A 14,593-nucleotide genomic window follows, 5' to 3' on the forward strand; every position below is an offset into this window, starting at 1 on the left:
GCGAAAACGGGCCGCTGCGCGGCGAAAACGGGCCGCTGCGCGGCGAAAACGGGCCGCTGCGCGGCGAAAACGGGCCGCTGCGCGGCGAAAACGGGCCGCTGCGCGGCGAAAACGGGCCGCTGCGCGGCGAAAACGGGCCGCTGCGCGGCGAAAACGGGCCGCTGCGCGGCGAAAACGGGCCGCTGCGCGGCGAAAACGGGCCGCTGCGCGGCGAAAACGGGCCGCTGCGCGGCGAAAACGGGCCGCTGCGCGGTTAGCCGCCGGGGCACCTGTTGTCGCCGCCGCTGTGCTCCTGGCAGCCGCCGGGGGTGTAGACCGTGGGCTCGGTGCGGGCGGTGTCGCGCGTCGAGTCGATTGCCATGCCGCCGGCGGTGAACAGCAGGACGCTGCCCAGCACGAGCGCCGCCACCCGCCGCTTGAGGAGCACCGCCGCCGCCAGCCCCAGCAGCGGCACCCCGATCGCGGCGCGTTCGGCCCACGTCGACAGGAACTCGCGCCGGTCCAGCTGGGCTTCGGTCGGCACACCCATGAACGGCACCGACATGGCCGCTCGGAACGCCAGGAGCGGGACAGTGAGCACCCACAGCATCCCCAGCACCAGCCACAACGCCCACACCCAGTCCTGGCGCTTCTCCGACAAGTCGGTCACCTGATCCAGAGTCGGTGACGAGCGTCCGGAACCGGCAACGGTTGGGCAACAGGTCACTCACCGAGCAGGTGGGTGCCCTTCGCGGACTCGTCGGTCGCGGTGAACAGGCCGCGGGTCTGGGTGATGAACTCGGACAGTTCCAACAGGCCGTCGCTGTCGACGTCCACCGACGCGAACGCGATCGCGGCCACCTGCGGGTCGGTGATGCCCGCGCCGCGGTAGAGCCGGGTGAACTCCTGCTCGTCCAGGCGGCCGTCGCCGTCGCGGTCGGCGATGGCGAACGCGCGGGCGGCGGCGGTCTCCCACTTGGTCAGCAGTTCGCCGGTGGTCAGGCGGCCTGCCTCGTGGGCCTCGCGGAACTCCTCCTGGGTCACCTCGCCGTCGACGTCGACGTCCGCGCCCCGGATGTAGTCCCAGATCTCGCGGTACGCCTCGGTCAGGGCGGTGACCTCGGGGGACGCCCCGGCCAGCCGGAACTCCAGGCCGATGCCGCGGGCCTTCACCTCGAAGTCGCGCCAGGAGATGCGGCTGTCGTCGTCGGTGTCGAAGGCCGTGAACACGCGGAAGATGTTGTCCAGTCGCACCTGTTCCGACATCGCCTGTCCTCTCCTGGGGCCGTCCGGAGGCGAGCGTAGAAGCGGTGTACCTGATTGGGCATCGCGAGATCGGGTGCGGTCGTTCACCTGATCCGGTGTGGTGGAGCGGTGCATCAACCGATCGGTTGATGTCAGGTCTGGCCCGCTGAGCGATTCGCCCGAACGGGTGGCCCGCGAGGCTGGGCGCATGGCAGTGATCGAGGTTGTCGACCTGGTCAAGAGGTACGGGTCGAAGGTTGCCGTCGACGGGGTGTCGTTCTCCGTCGACGAGGGGGAGATCTTCGGGGTCCTCGGGCCCAACGGGGCGGGCAAGACCACCACCGTCGAGTGCGTCGAGGGGTTGCGCGCGCCGGACTCCGGCACCGTCCGGGTGTTCGGGTTCGACCCGCGCGCGGACCGGGACGAGGTCCGGCGGGTGCTGGGCGTGCAGCTCCAGGAGAGCGAGCTGCCCGAGCGGATCCGGGTGGGGGAGGTGATGGAGCTGTTCGCCTCCTTCTACGAGCGGCCCGCCGACTGGCGGGAACTGCTGGAGCTGCTGGGGATCGCGGACAAGGCCAAGGCCGAGTACCGGGCGTTGTCCGGCGGGCAGAAGCAGCGGGTGTCCATCGCGTTGGCGCTGGTCGGCAAGCCGCGGGTGGCGGTGTTGGACGAGCTGACCACCGGACTGGACCCGCAGGCGCGCCGGGACACGTGGAGCCTGGTCGAGGGCGTGCGCGATTCCGGGGTGACGGTCGTGCTGGTCACCCACTTCATGGAGGAGGCCGAGCGGCTGTGCGACCGGCTCGCGCTGATCGACGCCGGGAAGGTCGTCGCGGTGGACAGCCCGGCCGGGCTGGTCGCGCGGCTGGGCGGTGAGCAGACCGTGCGGTTCCGGCCGACGTCCGCCCTGGACACCGCGTTGCTGGCGGCGCTGTCCGAGGTGACCGCGGTGGCGCAGCACGGGCCGCAGGTCGTGGTCACCGGCACCGGCAACCTGCTGCACGCCGTGACCTCCGTCCTGGCCCGCAACCACGTCGTCGCCGCCGACCTGCGCGTCGAGCAGGCCGGCCTGGACGACGCCTTCATCCGACTCACCGGCCGGGAGCTGACGTGACCAAGATCATCGCCATCGAGTGGAAGCTGTTCCTGCGCGAACCGGGGGCCGTCGCGTTCGGCGTGCTGTTCCCGACCGTGCTGATCCTCGTGCTGGGCGCGATCCCCGCGTTGCGCACGCCCGACCCGGCCTTCGGCGGCCTGCGGTTCGTGGACGGTTACGTGTCCACGCTGGTCGTGATCGCGCTGGCGTTCCTGTGCTTGAACAAGCTGCCGAGCACGGTCGCGACCTACCGCGAGAAGGGGATCTTGCGCCGGTACTCGACCACACCCGTCCACCCCGGCAAGCTGCTGGCCGCGCAACTGGTGGTGAACTCGATCGCGGCGGGGATCTCCGTCCTGCTGGTGATGGTGGTGTGCCGGCTCGTGTTCGACGTCGACCTGCCGCACCACCCGCTGGGCTTCGCCGCCGCGTGCCTGCTGGGCACCACCGCGCTGTCCGCGCTGGGCCTGCTCATCGCCGCCTGGTCGCCGACCGCCCGCGCCGCGAACGGCTGGGCCGCCGGGGTGTTCATGCTGGTGATGTTCTTCGGCGGCGCCTACCTGCCCCGGTTCCTGCTGCCGGAGGTGCTGGTGCGCATCGGCGAACACCTGCCGCCGGGGGTCGGCGCGCTCCAGGAGGCGTGGCTGGGCACCGCGCCGAGCCTGGTGCACCTGGGAATCCTGGCCCTGACGACGGTCGTGGCGGGTACCGTCGCGGCCAGGTCGTTCCGCTGGGAGTAGGTGGGGGAGTGTCGGACAGCCTCGACGGGTGGGAGCGCCGGCTGAGCCGGGTCATCCAGGTCGTGCCGTACCTCGCGCTGGGGCTGCCCGCGCTGCTGTACGTGCTCACCGTGCCGGACACGGTGGCGGACAAGGCGATCACGGTCGGCATCGTGGTCGGCGCGGCGCTGTGGATGGCGTGGTGGCACACGCTGCACCCGCAGTGGCGGGGACGCACGGGTCTGATGACCGTGTTCTTCGTCGGGGTGCTGGTGTTCTACGCCCTGCTCGGGTTGCGCGATCCGATCATGGGGTTCTACTCGTTCGCCGGGTACCTGTACGCGGCCGATGTGCTGCCGGGGCGGCGGATGGTCGTCGGTGTCCTGGTGAACGCGGTGCTCGCGACCATGGCCCTGTACGGCGGGCCGCCGCCGGCCGAACCGGTGGCGATCGTGGTGTTCGTGGTGGTGGCGTTGTTCTTCATGACGATCGCCTTGACGTTCACCATGCTGGGGCACATCACCACCGAGCAGTCCCGGCGGCGCAAGGAGATGGTCGCCGAACTGGCCGCGATGGTGGAGGAGAACGCGGGGCTGCACGCCCAGTTGCTGATCCAGGCGCGGGAGGCGGGCGTGCTGGACGAGCGGCAGCGGCTGGCGGGGGAGATCCACGACACGCTCGCGCAGGGGTTCACCGGGATCATCACCCAGTTGCAGGCGGTGGACACGCCTTCGCGGCACGTGGAGACCGCGCTGCGGCTGGCGCGGGAGAACCTGGCCGAGGCCCGCCGTTCCGTGCACGCCCTGCGCCCACCTGCTTTGGAGGACGCCAACCTGCCCGACGCCCTGGTCGAGGTCGCCGGGGGTTGGACGGACCAGACCGGTGTCCCGGCGTCGGTGGCCACGACGGGGGCGGCACGGCCGTTGCACCCGGAGGTGGAGGTGGCGCTGCTGCGGACCGCGCAGGAGGCACTGTCCAATGTGGCCAAGCACGCTCGGGCGTCGCGGGTGGGGCTCACCTTGTCCTACATGGAGGACGTGGTGACGCTGGACGTGCGGGACGACGGGGCGGGGTTCGACACGTCTTGTGGTGGCAGTGGTTTCGGGTTGGTGGGGATGCGGCAGCGGGTGTCGCGGCTGGCGGGGTCGCTGGTGGTCGAGTCCGAGCCGGGTGGCGGCACGGCGGTGTCGGCTTCGGTGCCCGCGATCCCGGCGGAGGTCGTGCGGTGATCCGGGGTCGTGCGGTGATCCGGGCGGAGGTCGTGCGGTGATCCGGGTGGTGATCGTGGACGACCACCCCGTGGTGCGGGACGGGTTGCGCGGGATGCTCGCGGCGGCCGGGGACGTCGAGGTGGTCGGCGAGGCGGCGGACGGGGCGGAGGCGGAGGCCGTGGTGCGGGCGGTCGTGCCGGACGTCGTGCTGATGGACCTGCGGATGCCGGGCATGGACGGGGTGACCGCGATCGGTCGGCTGCGGGACGTGCCGGCGCGGGTGCTGGTGTTGACGACGTACGACACGGACAGCGACGTCCTGCCCGCGATCAAGGCCGGGGCGACCGGGTACCTGCTCAAGGACACGCCTCGGGAGGAGCTGTTCCGGGCGGTGCGGTCGGCGGCGCGCGGGGAGGCGGTGTTGTCGCCGTCGGTGGCGACGCGGTTGGTCGGGCAGGTCCGGACGCCGGCGGCTGAGCCGTTGAGCGATCGCGAGGTCGAGGTGCTGGGCTTGATCGCGCGGGGGTGCACGAACCGGGAGGCGGCGGCGCGGCTGTTCATCAGCGAGGCGACGGTGAAGACGCACTTGGTGCACGTCTACGCGAAGCTGGGCGTCAACGACCGGGCGGCTGCGGTGGCGGTGGCGTACGAGCGGGGCGTGCTGACCGGGGACCGATAACGGCCCGCTGCGGCCGGGCAGCGGGCCGTGGCGAGGGTCAGCCCAGCAGGGGTAGGACGGCGCGGCCGGCGGCTTGCAGGTCGTGGGCGGCGCGGCTGCGTTCCGGGGTGAAGATGGTGAGCACGGTCAGCAGGTCGGCCTTGCTCAGCAGCAGCGCGCACTGCACGAGCCTGGCCGAGTGGTAGCACACCGCGAACTGGGCGTCCGCGCCCAGCGGCGGGACGTCCAACTCCCCGACCGACGTGTACTCGACGTCGGCGCTGGTGAACGCGCCGCACTCCAGCGACTCGCGGGCCACTTGCACGGTCTGGGCCGCCGCCGAGATCTTCCCGTACGAGGTGGTGTACTGCATCAACGACGTGCGGGCGGGCTGGTCCAGCCAGTGGCTCGCGGTCCTGGTCGCGGACTGCCGGCCGTCGGTGTCCAGCCGCTCCGGGCAGGACACGATGCTGTACCACTCCTGCTCCTCGCCGCGCGACGAGGGGACGTACCCCAGCGGGCGGAGCATGTCGGCGGTGAGCTGTGCGGCCTTGATGCGCGGCTCGATGGTGTCCGGGTTCGGTGCTGTCGGTGTGGTGGACGTGGTCGTGGTGGTCGTGGTGGTGCTCGCCGGCGGTGCGGCGGCCGGTCTCGACGAGCAGCCGACCAGGACCAGCAGTGCGAGGACGATCCCCCCGAATCTCATGGCACGGACTGTAGGAGACCGGTGATCAGCGGGTTCGGTCGAGGTACGCGCGCCAGTCGCCGACGGCGGTGATGTCGGTCAGCTCGGGTGCGTCGAGGTACGCGTCGCGGAGGACGGTGGCCAGCGCGGCGCTGCCGTCGGCCAGTTCGATCACGGCGATCTCCAGTTCGGGCGGTTCGGCGGGGAGCAGGTGGTCGCGGAGCACGGTCAGCGGCAGGTCGTACAGCTCGCCGACGACGCTCCCGGTGCCCGACGCGTGCATCGCGGGGAACCGGTCGCCCACCGAGAAGTACCGGTACTTGGGCGCACTACGCGCGACACACAACAGGGGCGTGCCCTGGAGTTGGTGGTGCAGCGGGCCGCCACGCATCCCGCCGCCGTTGAGGAAGATCAGGGCCATTCGGGTCCTCCTTGTGGATCGGGGTGTCGGTGGTGGTCAGGGGCAGCCCGCCGCCGCCGCGCCGGACCGCGATGATCTCGGCGGCGATGGACACGGCCGTCTCCTCGGGCGTCCGCGCGCCCAGGTCCAGGCCGATGGGGGAGCGCAGCCGGGCCAGTTCCGCCTCGGTCACGCCCTCGGCGCGCAGCCGGGCCAGCCGGTCCACGTGGGTGCGCCGCGAACCCAGCGCGCCGACGAAGCCCACCGGCAGCCGCAGGGCTTCCTTCAGCAGCGGCACGTCGAACTTCGGGTCGTGGGTCAGCACGCACACCGCCGTGGACGAGTCGACCGGAGTTGTGGCGAGGTAGCGGTGCGGCCAGTCCACCACGACCTCGTCCGCCGCCGGAAACCTTTCGGGCGTGGCGAAAACCGGCCGTGCGTCGCACACGGTCACGTGGTAGCCGAGGAACTTGCCTTGCTGGGCCACGGCCGCCGCGTAGTCGATCGCGCCGAACACCAGCAACCTCGGTGCGGTGCCCCACGACTCGACCAGCTGACCGTCCACAACGGACGATCGGCTCACGGCGCAGGGCGGGAAGGACACCTTGCCGTCGCCGGTCTCCAACGACCGCGTCAGCACCACCGGACGTCCCTCAGAAGCAGCGCGCAGCGCCGAACGGATCTCCGGCGTCACGACCTGGACGAACACCTCCAGCTCACCGCCGCAGGTCAACCCGACGGCGAACGCGTCCTCCGCCGAGTACCCGAAGCGCGCGAGCCGCGGCGTGCCGGTCTCCAGCACGGACAGCGCCAGCTCGTACACCGCGCCCTCCACGCACCCGCCGGACACGCTGCCCACGACCCGCCCGTCCGGGTGGACCGCCAGCGCCGCGCCGACCTCACGGGGCGCGCTGCCCCGCACGGCCACCACGGACGCCACCGCGTACGGCCCGTCCCAGTCCGCCACGAGAGAAGCCAGCTCGCGCACTCCGGGTTCCTCCTCTAGTGCAGCACCGCGGTCACGCCCTCGACCCCGAAGTACAGGACGAACAGCGCCGCGATCACGGACATCAGCCAGCCGACGGACCGCCACTGGCCCTTGCAGATCTTGATCACCACGTACGACACGAGCCCCGCGCCGATGCCGTTGGTGATCGAGTAGGTGAACGGGATCACCGCCACCGTCAGGAACACCGGGATCGTGTAATCCGTGTCGTGCCACGGGATGCGCCGGCACTGGGCCATCATCAGCCCGCCGATCACCACCAGCGCGGGCGCGGCGGCCTGCGCCGGCACCACCGCCGCCAGCGGCGTGAACAGCAGGGTCGCGGCCAGCATCACACCGGTCACCACGCTGGCCAGACCCGTCCGGGCGCCCTCGCCGACACCCGCCGCCGACTCCAGGAACACCGTGTTCGGCGACGACCCGGTCACGCCGCCGGCCACCGCCCCCGCGCCGTCGACCAGCAGGATGCGGCCCATGCCCTGGACCTTGCCGTCCCTGGTCAGCCCGGCCTCGTCGGACACCGACGTGATGGTGCCCATCGCGTCGAAGAACCCGGACAGGACGAGGGTGAACAGGAACACCGTCGCCGTGATCACACCCGCCGAGACGAACCCGCCGAACAGGTCCACCTGCCCGAACAACCCGAAGTCCGGCGCGGCGACGACGCTGTCCGGCACGTTCGGCGTCACCAACCCCCAACCCCCGACGTCGAACACCGCGTTGACCGCGATCGCCAGCACGGTCGCCGCCGCGATGCTGATCAGCACCGCCCCCGGCACACCCCGGGCCATCAGCACGATCATCAGCAGCAGCCCGAGGCAGAAGATCGCGATCGGCCACCCGGACAGGTGGCCGTCGACACCCATCCGGACCGGGACCGACGAACCGACCGCGTCCGGCGTCCGGGTCACGAACCCGGCGCTGACCAGGCCGACCAGGGCGATGTAGAGGCCGATGCCGACCGTGATGGCGGTCTTCAACGGCCCCGGGATGGCGTTGATGATCTTCTCCCGGACGCCCGAGGCCGCCATCACCACGATGCACAGGCCTTCGAGCACGACCAGGCCGAACGCCTGCGCCCAGGTCATGGTCGGGGCCATCTGGAACGCCACGACCCCGTTCACGCCCAGACCGGCGGCCAGGGCGAGCGGGGCGTTGCCGACGACCCCCATCAGGATGGTCATCACGCCCGCGGCCAGCGCGGTCGCGGTGGTGAGCTGCTCGGTGGTCAGGCGCGCGCCGGTGATGTCGGCCGACGCGCCCAGGATGAGCGGGTTGAGCAATACGATGTACGACATCGCCACGAACGTGGTGATACCGCCGCGCACTTCCCGACCTATGGTGCTGCCGCGCTCGGATATGCGGAAGAACCGGTCGAGTTGTGTGGACTGCGTGGGTACGTCATCCCTGAGCTGGGTCATGACGATCCTTCCCATGCCGGTGGGCGCGTTCGGCGGGGCGAGGCCTGCAAGCAAGGCCCCGCCGGACGCGTTTGAAGTGGTTTTGGTGCTCCGGTCAGCACTGTGTTGGATTGCGCCGCCTCCGGCGTCGCGGGCGAGGCCGCCGGTAGTCGGCTCGTCCCACCGCCTTTTCCGACGATCACGCTCTTCGATCGGCGGAAAAGGCGGTGCGACGAGCCGACGCGGCCTCGCCGAGCGGTTTGTGACCGCTCCGGGGTGATGCGTCAGTAGTCGACGCGGTCGGTTCGGGACAGCCAGGCCGTGAACGGCGCGTTGTCCTCGCCCGTGGAGATCTGGTGCACCGGCAGGCTCCACAGCTCGCGGGGCTTGCCGAACAGCTCGTAGAACTCGCGGTCGTCGAAGCCGGCCGCGGCGGCGTCGTGCCGGTCGGCGGCGTAGACGACCCGGTCCACCCGCGCCCACAGCGCGGCGGACAGGCACAGCGGGCACGGCTCGCAGGACGACACCAGCACGCAGCCGGTGAGCCGGAAGTCGCCGATGGCCTGGCAGGCGGCGCGGATCGCCACCACCTCGGCGTGCGCGGTCGGGTCGAGGGTCGGGGTGACCTGGTTGGTGCCGGTGGCGATCACCTCGCCGTCCCGGATGATCACCGCGCCGAACGGGCCGCCGCCGGCGGCGACGTTGCGGGTGGCCAGCTCGATCGACTCGCGCAGCCAGGCGTGGTCGGGCGAAACGGACGTGGTCATTGTGCGAAGCTCCAAAGATCAGGTGTTGGTGATGTGCTCGGGGCGCACGGGTACGCGCGTCAGGGCCAAGCCGGTGGCGTTGCGGATGGCCGCCACGATGGCCGGAGTCGAAGAGATCGTGGGCGGCTCGCCCACTCCGCGCACGCCGTAGGGAGCGTTCGGGTCGGCCAGTTCGAGCACGTCGATGCTCATCGGGGGCATGTCCAGGACGGTCGGGATCAGGTAGTCGGTGAACGACGGGTTGCGCACCTTGCCGCCGGCGGTCTGGATCTCCTCCATCACCGCCAGCCCCAGGCCCTGCGCCGAACCGCCCTGGATCTGGCCGATCACCGCCTGCGGGTTGAGCGCCTTGCCGACGTCCTGCGCGCAGTCCAGCTCGACCACCTTCACCACGCCCAGCTCGATGTCCACGTCCACCACCGCCCGGTGCGCGGCGAACCCGTACTGGACGTGCGCGTTGCCCTGGCCGGTCACCGGGTCCAGCGGCTCGGTCGCCCGGTGCCGCCACTCCACGGTCTCGTCGATGACCTGGTCACCCAGCAGTTCCACCAGGTCCGTGGTCGAGCGGCCGGCGGCGAGCTTGGCCAGCTTGTCCTTGACCGCCAGGCAGGCCGCTCGAACCGCGCCACCGGTCACGTAGGTCTGCCGGGACGCGGACGTCGAGCCACCGTTGCCGATGCTGGTGTCCATCGGCAGGATCGTCACCCGCTCGACACCCAGCTCGGAGCGCACGATCTGCTGCATGATCGTCACCAGGCCCTGTCCGACCTCGCACGCGGCGGTGTGCGCCAGCGCGGCCGGTTCGCCGTTGATGACCTGCAACCGCACGCGGGCGGTGGAGTAGTCGTCGTAGCCCTCGGAGAAGCAGATGTTCTTGATCCCCACCGCATAGCCGACGCCCCGCACGACGCCCTCACCATGGGTGGTGTTCGAGACACCACCGGGCAGGTTGCGCAGGTCGACGCCGGCCGAGCCGGCAGATCCGACGCTGCCCGAGGGCGGCGGCAGCGGCTTGTCCTTGACCAGCTTGAGCAACTGGGCGACGGGCGCGGCCGAGTCGACGACCTGGCCGGTCGGCATGAGCGTGCCCTCGGTCATCGCGTTCATGATCCGCACGTCCACCGGGTCCATGCCCAGCGCCTCGGCCAGCTTGTCCATCTGGGACTCGTAGGCGAACGCCGCCTGCACCGCGCCGAACCCGCGCATCGCGCCGCACGGTGGGTTGTTGGTGTACACACCCCAGGCGTCGATGGACAGGTTGTGCACCTCGTACGGCCCGATGCCCAGCGTGGCGGCGTTGGCGACGACCGCCGACGTGCTGGACGCGTAAGCCCCACCGTCGAGGTAGATCTTGGCCTTGACGTACACCAGCTTGCCGGTGTGGTCCGCGCCGTGCTCGTAGTACAGGACCGCCGGGTGCCGGTGCACGTGCCCGTAGAAGGACTCCTCGCGGTTGTAGACCATCTTGGTCGGCTTGCCGGTGTGCAGCGCCAGCAGGCACGCGTGCACCTGCATCGACAGGTCCTCGCGCCCGCCGAACGCGCCACCGACGCCGGACAGCGTCAGCCGCACCTTCGGAAGCGGCATCCCCAGCGCGGAGGCGATCTGCTTCTGGTCGACATGAAGCCACTGGGTGGCGATGTAGAGGTCCACCCCGCCGTCCTCGGCGGGCACCGCCAGACCCGACTCCGGCCCGAGGAACGCCTGGTCCTGCATGCCGACCTCGTACCGGCCGGTCACCACCACGTCGGCCTTCGCCGAGACGTCGCCGCGCCGGATCGGCACGTGCCGCACGAGGTTCCCGCCGGGGTGCAACGGGGTGTCGTCGATCGCGGTCTCCATGTCCACGACCGGCGTCAGCACCTCGTACTCGACCTTGATGCGCTTCATGGCGCGCAACGCGGTCTCCGGGTGGTCCGCCCCGACCAGCGCCACCGGTTCTCCCTGGTAGCGCACGACGTCCTCGGCCAGCACCGGCTGGTCCTTGTGCTCCAAGCCGTACAGGTTCCGCCCCGGTACGTCCTGGTGGGTGAGCACCGCGTACACGCCGGGCACCTTCAGCGCCTCGGTCAGGTCGATCGAGAGGATCTTCGCGTACGGGTGGGGGCTGCGCAGGGTCGCGCCCCAGATCATGTCCTCGTGCCACAGGTCCGAGGCGTAGGCGTACTCGCCGCGCACCTTGAGGTTGCCGTCCGGGCGCTGCGGGCTGGAGCCGATGCCACCGGACACCGAGGACGTCAGTTCAGCGGGCGTGAGGCTCATCGGGTCACCTTCAGTCGTGCGCTCGCGGCACGCAGGTCGCGTGCGAGGTCGGATTCGGATGCGGTGCGCAGCTCGCCGTCGTCCACGACCACCCGGCCGCCCACCAGCAGCAGCTTGAGCCTCGGCAGCGGTCCCAGGACGAGGGCGGCCACCGGGTCGTCGATGCCCGCGTGGTCGAGCCCGTCGAGCCGCCACACGGCCAGGTCGGCGAGCTTGCCCGGCTCGATCGAGCCGATCTCGTCGGCCCGGCCCAGGCACTTCGCGCCGCCCATGGTGCCCAGCCACAGGGCTTCCCGGACGTCCAACGCCTTGGGCCCGCCGCGCTGCCGGGCCTGCAACACCGACTGGTGCAGCTCCTCGACCATCCCGCAGGACTCGTTGGACGCCGCCCCGTCGACGCCCAGGCCGACCGGCGCGCCCGCGTCGAGCAGGTCCCGGACGGGGGCGATGCCGGTGCCCAGGCGGCCGTTGGAGGTGGGGCAGTGCGCGGAACCGGTGCCGGTCGCGCCGAGCTTCTTCACCGCGTCCGGCGACAGGTGCACGGTGTGCGCCAGCCACACGTCGTCGCCCAGCCACCCGACCCGCTCGGCGTACTCCGTGGGGGAGCAGCCGAACTCGGCCTGGCACTGGTCCTCCTCGTCCAGCGTCTCGGCGAGGTGGGTGTGCAGGCGGACGCCCTTGCGGCGGGCGATCTCCGCCGCGCCGGTCATCAGACCCTGGCTCACCGAGAACGGCGAGCACGGGCCGACCGCGACCTTGACCAGGGCGTCCGGGGACGGGTCGTGGTAGTCGTCGATCGCCTTCTCGGTCGCGGCAAGAGCCGATTCGGTGTCCTCTACCAGGTTGTCCGGCGGGAGCCCGCCATGGGACTGGCCCCGGTCCATGGAGCCGCGGATGGCGTGCAGGCGGATGCCCACCCGCCGGCCGGCGGTGACGAGGGCTTCGAACTGGTCGCCGCCTTCGCGGGGGAACACGTAGTGGTGGTCGGCGGCGGTGGTGCAGCCGGTCAGGGCCAGCTTGGCCAGGCCGGCCGACGCCGCCGCGTGCGTGATCTCCGCGTCCAGGCCGCGCCACACCGGGTACAGCGTGGTCAGCCACTCGAACAGGGTGGCGTCCTGGGCGTAGCCCCGGGTGGCCCACTGGTAGAGGTGGTGGTGGGTGTTGACCAGGCCCGGCGTCACCAGGCAGCCGCTGCCGTCGACCCACGTGTGCGGGCCGGTCGGCTTCCGGGCCTGGCCGGGGCCGACGGCGGTGATGCGGCCGTCCTCGAAAACCACGTGCCCGAAGGCGTGCTCGGTGCCGGCGGAGTCCATCGTGGACACCGCCACGCCGTCGAGGATGGTCGGCGTCATCGCGCGCTCTTCTGCTGTGCGCTCTTCTTCCGGGCGGCGAGCCGGACCGCGTCCAGGATCTTCTCGTAACCGGTGCAGCGGCACAGGTTCCCCGCCAGCGCCTCGCGGATCTCCGGGTCGGACGGGTCGGGCACCCGGTTGACCAGGTCGTGCGCGGCGACCACGAGACCGGGCGTGCAGAACCCGCACTGCACCGCCCCCGCCTCGACGAACGCCTCCTGCACCGGGTCCAGCGCGTCGCCCTCGGCCAGGCCCTCGACCGTGCGCACCTCGCGGTCCTGCGCCTGACCGGCGGCGACCAGGCACGAACACACCGGCACGTCGTCCAGGTACACCGTGCACGAGCCGCATTCGCCCTGCTCACAGGCGTTCTTCGAGCCGGGCAGGCCGAGCCGTTCGCGCAGCACGTACAGCAGGCTCTCGCCCTCCCAGACGTCGTCGGCCTGCCGCTGCTCGCCGTTGACCGTCACGTTCACGCGCATCGCCCTAGGCCGCCTTCCCGGTGTAGTCCTGCCACGCCCAGCCCAGCGTCCGGCGGGCCAGCACGGACAGTGCGTGCTTGCGGTACGCGGCCGAACCGCGCACGTCGTCGATGGGGCTCGCCGCCTGCGCGACCAGCTCGCCGAACCGGCGTTTCACCGAGTCCAGCAGGGGTTTCGGCGACTCCCACTGGCCGGTGGCGGTCAGCTCCCCGGACAGGAACTCCTCCGCCTCGGTCGCCCGGCGCGGGGTGGGCGCGGCACTGCCCACGGCCGCGCCCACCCGGTTCTCGCCGGGGTGCAGCGCCACCGCGAAGGAGCACACCGCGATCACCATCGCGTTGCGCGTGCCGACCTTGGAGAACTGCTGCGGCGCCCGCGTGGCCGGCACGTGGATCGCGGTGATCAGCTCGTCGGGCTCCAGCGCGTTGCGCTTCACGCCCAGGTAGAACTCGGTGGCCGGGATGAACCGCACCCCGCGCGCCGACGCCGCCTCGACGGTCGCGCCCGCCACCAGCAGCACCGGGTGCGTGTCGCCGGCCGGGGACGCCGCGCCCAGGTTGCCGCCGACCGTGCCCCGGTTGCGGATCTGCGGCGAGCCGACCGTGCGGGACGCCATCGCCAGGGCCGGCAGCGCGCCGCCCAGCTCGTCGATGATCCGCACGTACGGCACGCCGGACCCGATCCGCACCACCCCGTTCTCGCTGGAGTGCTCCCGGAGTTCGGGGATGCGGGTCAGGTCCAGCAGGGCGGCCGGGCGGCGGTGGTCGAAGTTCAGCTCCACCATCACGTCCGTGCCGCCCGCGATCGGGACGGCGTCGGGGCGCTCGGACTTGAGGGCCAGCGCCTCGGCGAGGGTCTCGGGTCGAAGGAAGTCCATCAGCTGCCTCGGTAGGTGGAGTACGCGAACGGGGACAACAGCAGGGGCACGTGGTGGTGCTCGCCGGGCTCGGTGACCCGGAAGGTCAGCACCACCTCGGGGAAGAACGGGGCGAAGTCGCCGGTGTCGAACACCAGCCGGTAGACCCCGGCCCGCTCGCTGGGCCAGCCGGTGATGCGGCCGTCCTCGCCGGTGCGGGCCTGGGCCACCGTCTCGCCGTCGTGCTCCAGGCGCACCGCCAAGCCGACCGCCGGCCTGCCGCGCTGTGCGTCGAGCACGTGGGTGCTGATCGTCACTCGTCCTCCCATCGGTGTGTGAGCCAGTACACAGACCGGGCCGGCCGTTCAGCTACGGCCACGGCGCATGAATCCCACGCTCCTACGGCGAGTGGTTTTGTGCTTTCCTACAAACACGATCGGACGAAGGTAAGCCGCCCCGATGACGTGGAGGAGGC

General features: G+C 71.4%; 16 protein-coding genes and 1 pseudogene. 5 read left to right on the forward strand and 12 right to left on the reverse strand.

Translation table 11 applies throughout. The features are described 5' to 3' along the window. Positions 1-257 (forward strand): annotated as a pseudogene (locus tag RIN75_RS30445) (hypothetical protein); the annotation flags it as partial. On the opposite strand, the gene RIN75_RS30450 reads toward RIN75_RS30445, so the two are convergent. Next, entirely contained in the window at positions 254-649 is a 396-nt protein-coding gene (locus RIN75_RS30450) for a hypothetical protein (RefSeq protein WP_309115491.1), read from the reverse strand. The pseudogene RIN75_RS30445 and the gene RIN75_RS30450 sit on opposite strands and share 4 nt — an antisense overlap. 53 nt (positions 650-702) lie before the next feature. Next, positions 703-1,245, reverse strand: a complete 543-nt coding sequence (locus RIN75_RS30455) for an EF-hand domain-containing protein (protein WP_309115492.1) — start codon at positions 1,243-1,245, stop codon at positions 703-705. 187 nt (positions 1,246-1,432) lie between these two features. Here RIN75_RS30455 and RIN75_RS30460 point away from each other — a divergent pair, with 187 nt between their 5' ends. Genes RIN75_RS30460 through RIN75_RS30475 form a run of 4 tightly spaced genes read left to right on the forward strand, consistent with a single transcriptional unit; the run spans position 1,433 to position 4,929 of the window. Then, positions 1,433-2,338: an ABC transporter ATP-binding protein gene (locus RIN75_RS30460; RefSeq protein ID WP_309115493.1), complete on the forward strand. Its 906-nt coding sequence runs from the start codon at positions 1,433-1,435 to the stop codon at positions 2,336-2,338. Further along, on the forward strand, positions 2,335-3,060 hold the full coding sequence (locus RIN75_RS30465) for an ABC transporter permease (RefSeq protein WP_309115494.1): 726 nt from the start codon (positions 2,335-2,337) through the stop codon (positions 3,058-3,060). Before RIN75_RS30460 ends, RIN75_RS30465 begins: the two co-directional genes overlap by 4 nt. A gap of 8 nt (positions 3,061-3,068) precedes the next feature. Continuing rightward, positions 3,069-4,268 carry a sensor histidine kinase gene (locus RIN75_RS30470; protein WP_309115495.1) on the forward strand — a complete coding sequence of 400 codons (1,200 nt, stop codon included), beginning with the start codon at positions 3,069-3,071 and terminating at the stop codon, positions 4,266-4,268. A gap of 37 nt (positions 4,269-4,305) precedes the next feature. Next, complete coding sequence (locus RIN75_RS30475; protein WP_309115496.1) at positions 4,306-4,929, forward strand: response regulator transcription factor; 624 nt, start codon at positions 4,306-4,308, stop codon at positions 4,927-4,929. Between the two features lie 37 nt (positions 4,930-4,966). Here the strand turns inward: RIN75_RS30475 and RIN75_RS30480 are convergent, their stop codons facing one another. The 10 genes from RIN75_RS30480 to uraH all read right to left on the reverse strand — a co-directional run bounded on the left by RIN75_RS30480 (position 4,967) and on the right by uraH (position 14,447). Continuing rightward, positions 4,967-5,614, reverse strand: coding sequence for a hypothetical protein (locus tag RIN75_RS30480; RefSeq protein WP_309115497.1), 648 nt, complete (start codon positions 5,612-5,614; stop codon positions 4,967-4,969). Between the two features lie 25 nt (positions 5,615-5,639). Next, positions 5,640-6,014: a gamma-glutamylcyclotransferase gene (locus tag RIN75_RS30485; protein ID WP_309115498.1), complete on the reverse strand. Its 375-nt coding sequence runs from the start codon at positions 6,012-6,014 to the stop codon at positions 5,640-5,642. Then, positions 5,923-6,981 (reverse strand): XdhC family protein, encoded by a 1,059-nt coding sequence (locus RIN75_RS30490; RefSeq protein ID WP_309115499.1) that lies wholly within the window; start codon positions 6,979-6,981, stop codon positions 5,923-5,925. Before RIN75_RS30490 ends, RIN75_RS30485 begins: the two co-directional genes overlap by 92 nt. A 14-nt stretch (positions 6,982-6,995) precedes the next feature. Beyond that, complete coding sequence (locus tag RIN75_RS30495; protein WP_309115500.1) at positions 6,996-8,420, reverse strand: NCS2 family permease; 1,425 nt, start codon at positions 8,418-8,420, stop codon at positions 6,996-6,998. A 263-nt stretch (positions 8,421-8,683) separates the two neighbouring features. Further along, on the reverse strand, positions 8,684-9,166 hold the full coding sequence (locus tag RIN75_RS30500) for a nucleoside deaminase (RefSeq protein WP_309115501.1): 483 nt from the start codon (positions 9,164-9,166) through the stop codon (positions 8,684-8,686). 18 nt (positions 9,167-9,184) lie between these two features. After that, positions 9,185-11,428 (reverse strand): molybdopterin cofactor-binding domain-containing protein, encoded by a 2,244-nt coding sequence (locus RIN75_RS30505; protein ID WP_309115502.1) that lies wholly within the window; start codon positions 11,426-11,428, stop codon positions 9,185-9,187. Continuing rightward, positions 11,425-12,780 (reverse strand): 8-oxoguanine deaminase, encoded by a 1,356-nt coding sequence (locus RIN75_RS30510; protein WP_309115503.1) that lies wholly within the window; start codon positions 12,778-12,780, stop codon positions 11,425-11,427. Before RIN75_RS30510 ends, RIN75_RS30505 begins: the two co-directional genes overlap by 4 nt. After that, on the reverse strand, positions 12,777-13,262 hold the full coding sequence (locus RIN75_RS30515) for a 2Fe-2S iron-sulfur cluster-binding protein (protein WP_309115504.1): 486 nt from the start codon (positions 13,260-13,262) through the stop codon (positions 12,777-12,779). Before RIN75_RS30515 ends, RIN75_RS30510 begins: the two co-directional genes overlap by 4 nt. 4 nt (positions 13,263-13,266) lie before the next feature. Beyond that, the gene (locus RIN75_RS30520; protein WP_309115505.1) at positions 13,267-14,139 is read right to left on the reverse strand and encodes a xanthine dehydrogenase family protein subunit M; all 873 of its coding nucleotides are present in this window, start codon (positions 14,137-14,139) and stop codon (positions 13,267-13,269) included. Beyond that, positions 14,139-14,447, reverse strand: coding sequence for a hydroxyisourate hydrolase (uraH, locus tag RIN75_RS30525; RefSeq protein ID WP_375296045.1), 309 nt, complete (start codon positions 14,445-14,447; stop codon positions 14,139-14,141). Before uraH ends, RIN75_RS30520 begins: the two co-directional genes overlap by 1 nt. Positions 14,448-14,593 lie beyond the last annotated feature (146 nt).

Origin of the sequence: Saccharothrix sp. (assembly GCF_031180885.1) — a bacterium.
Lineage (GTDB): Bacteria > Actinomycetota > Actinomycetes > Mycobacteriales > Pseudonocardiaceae > Actinosynnema.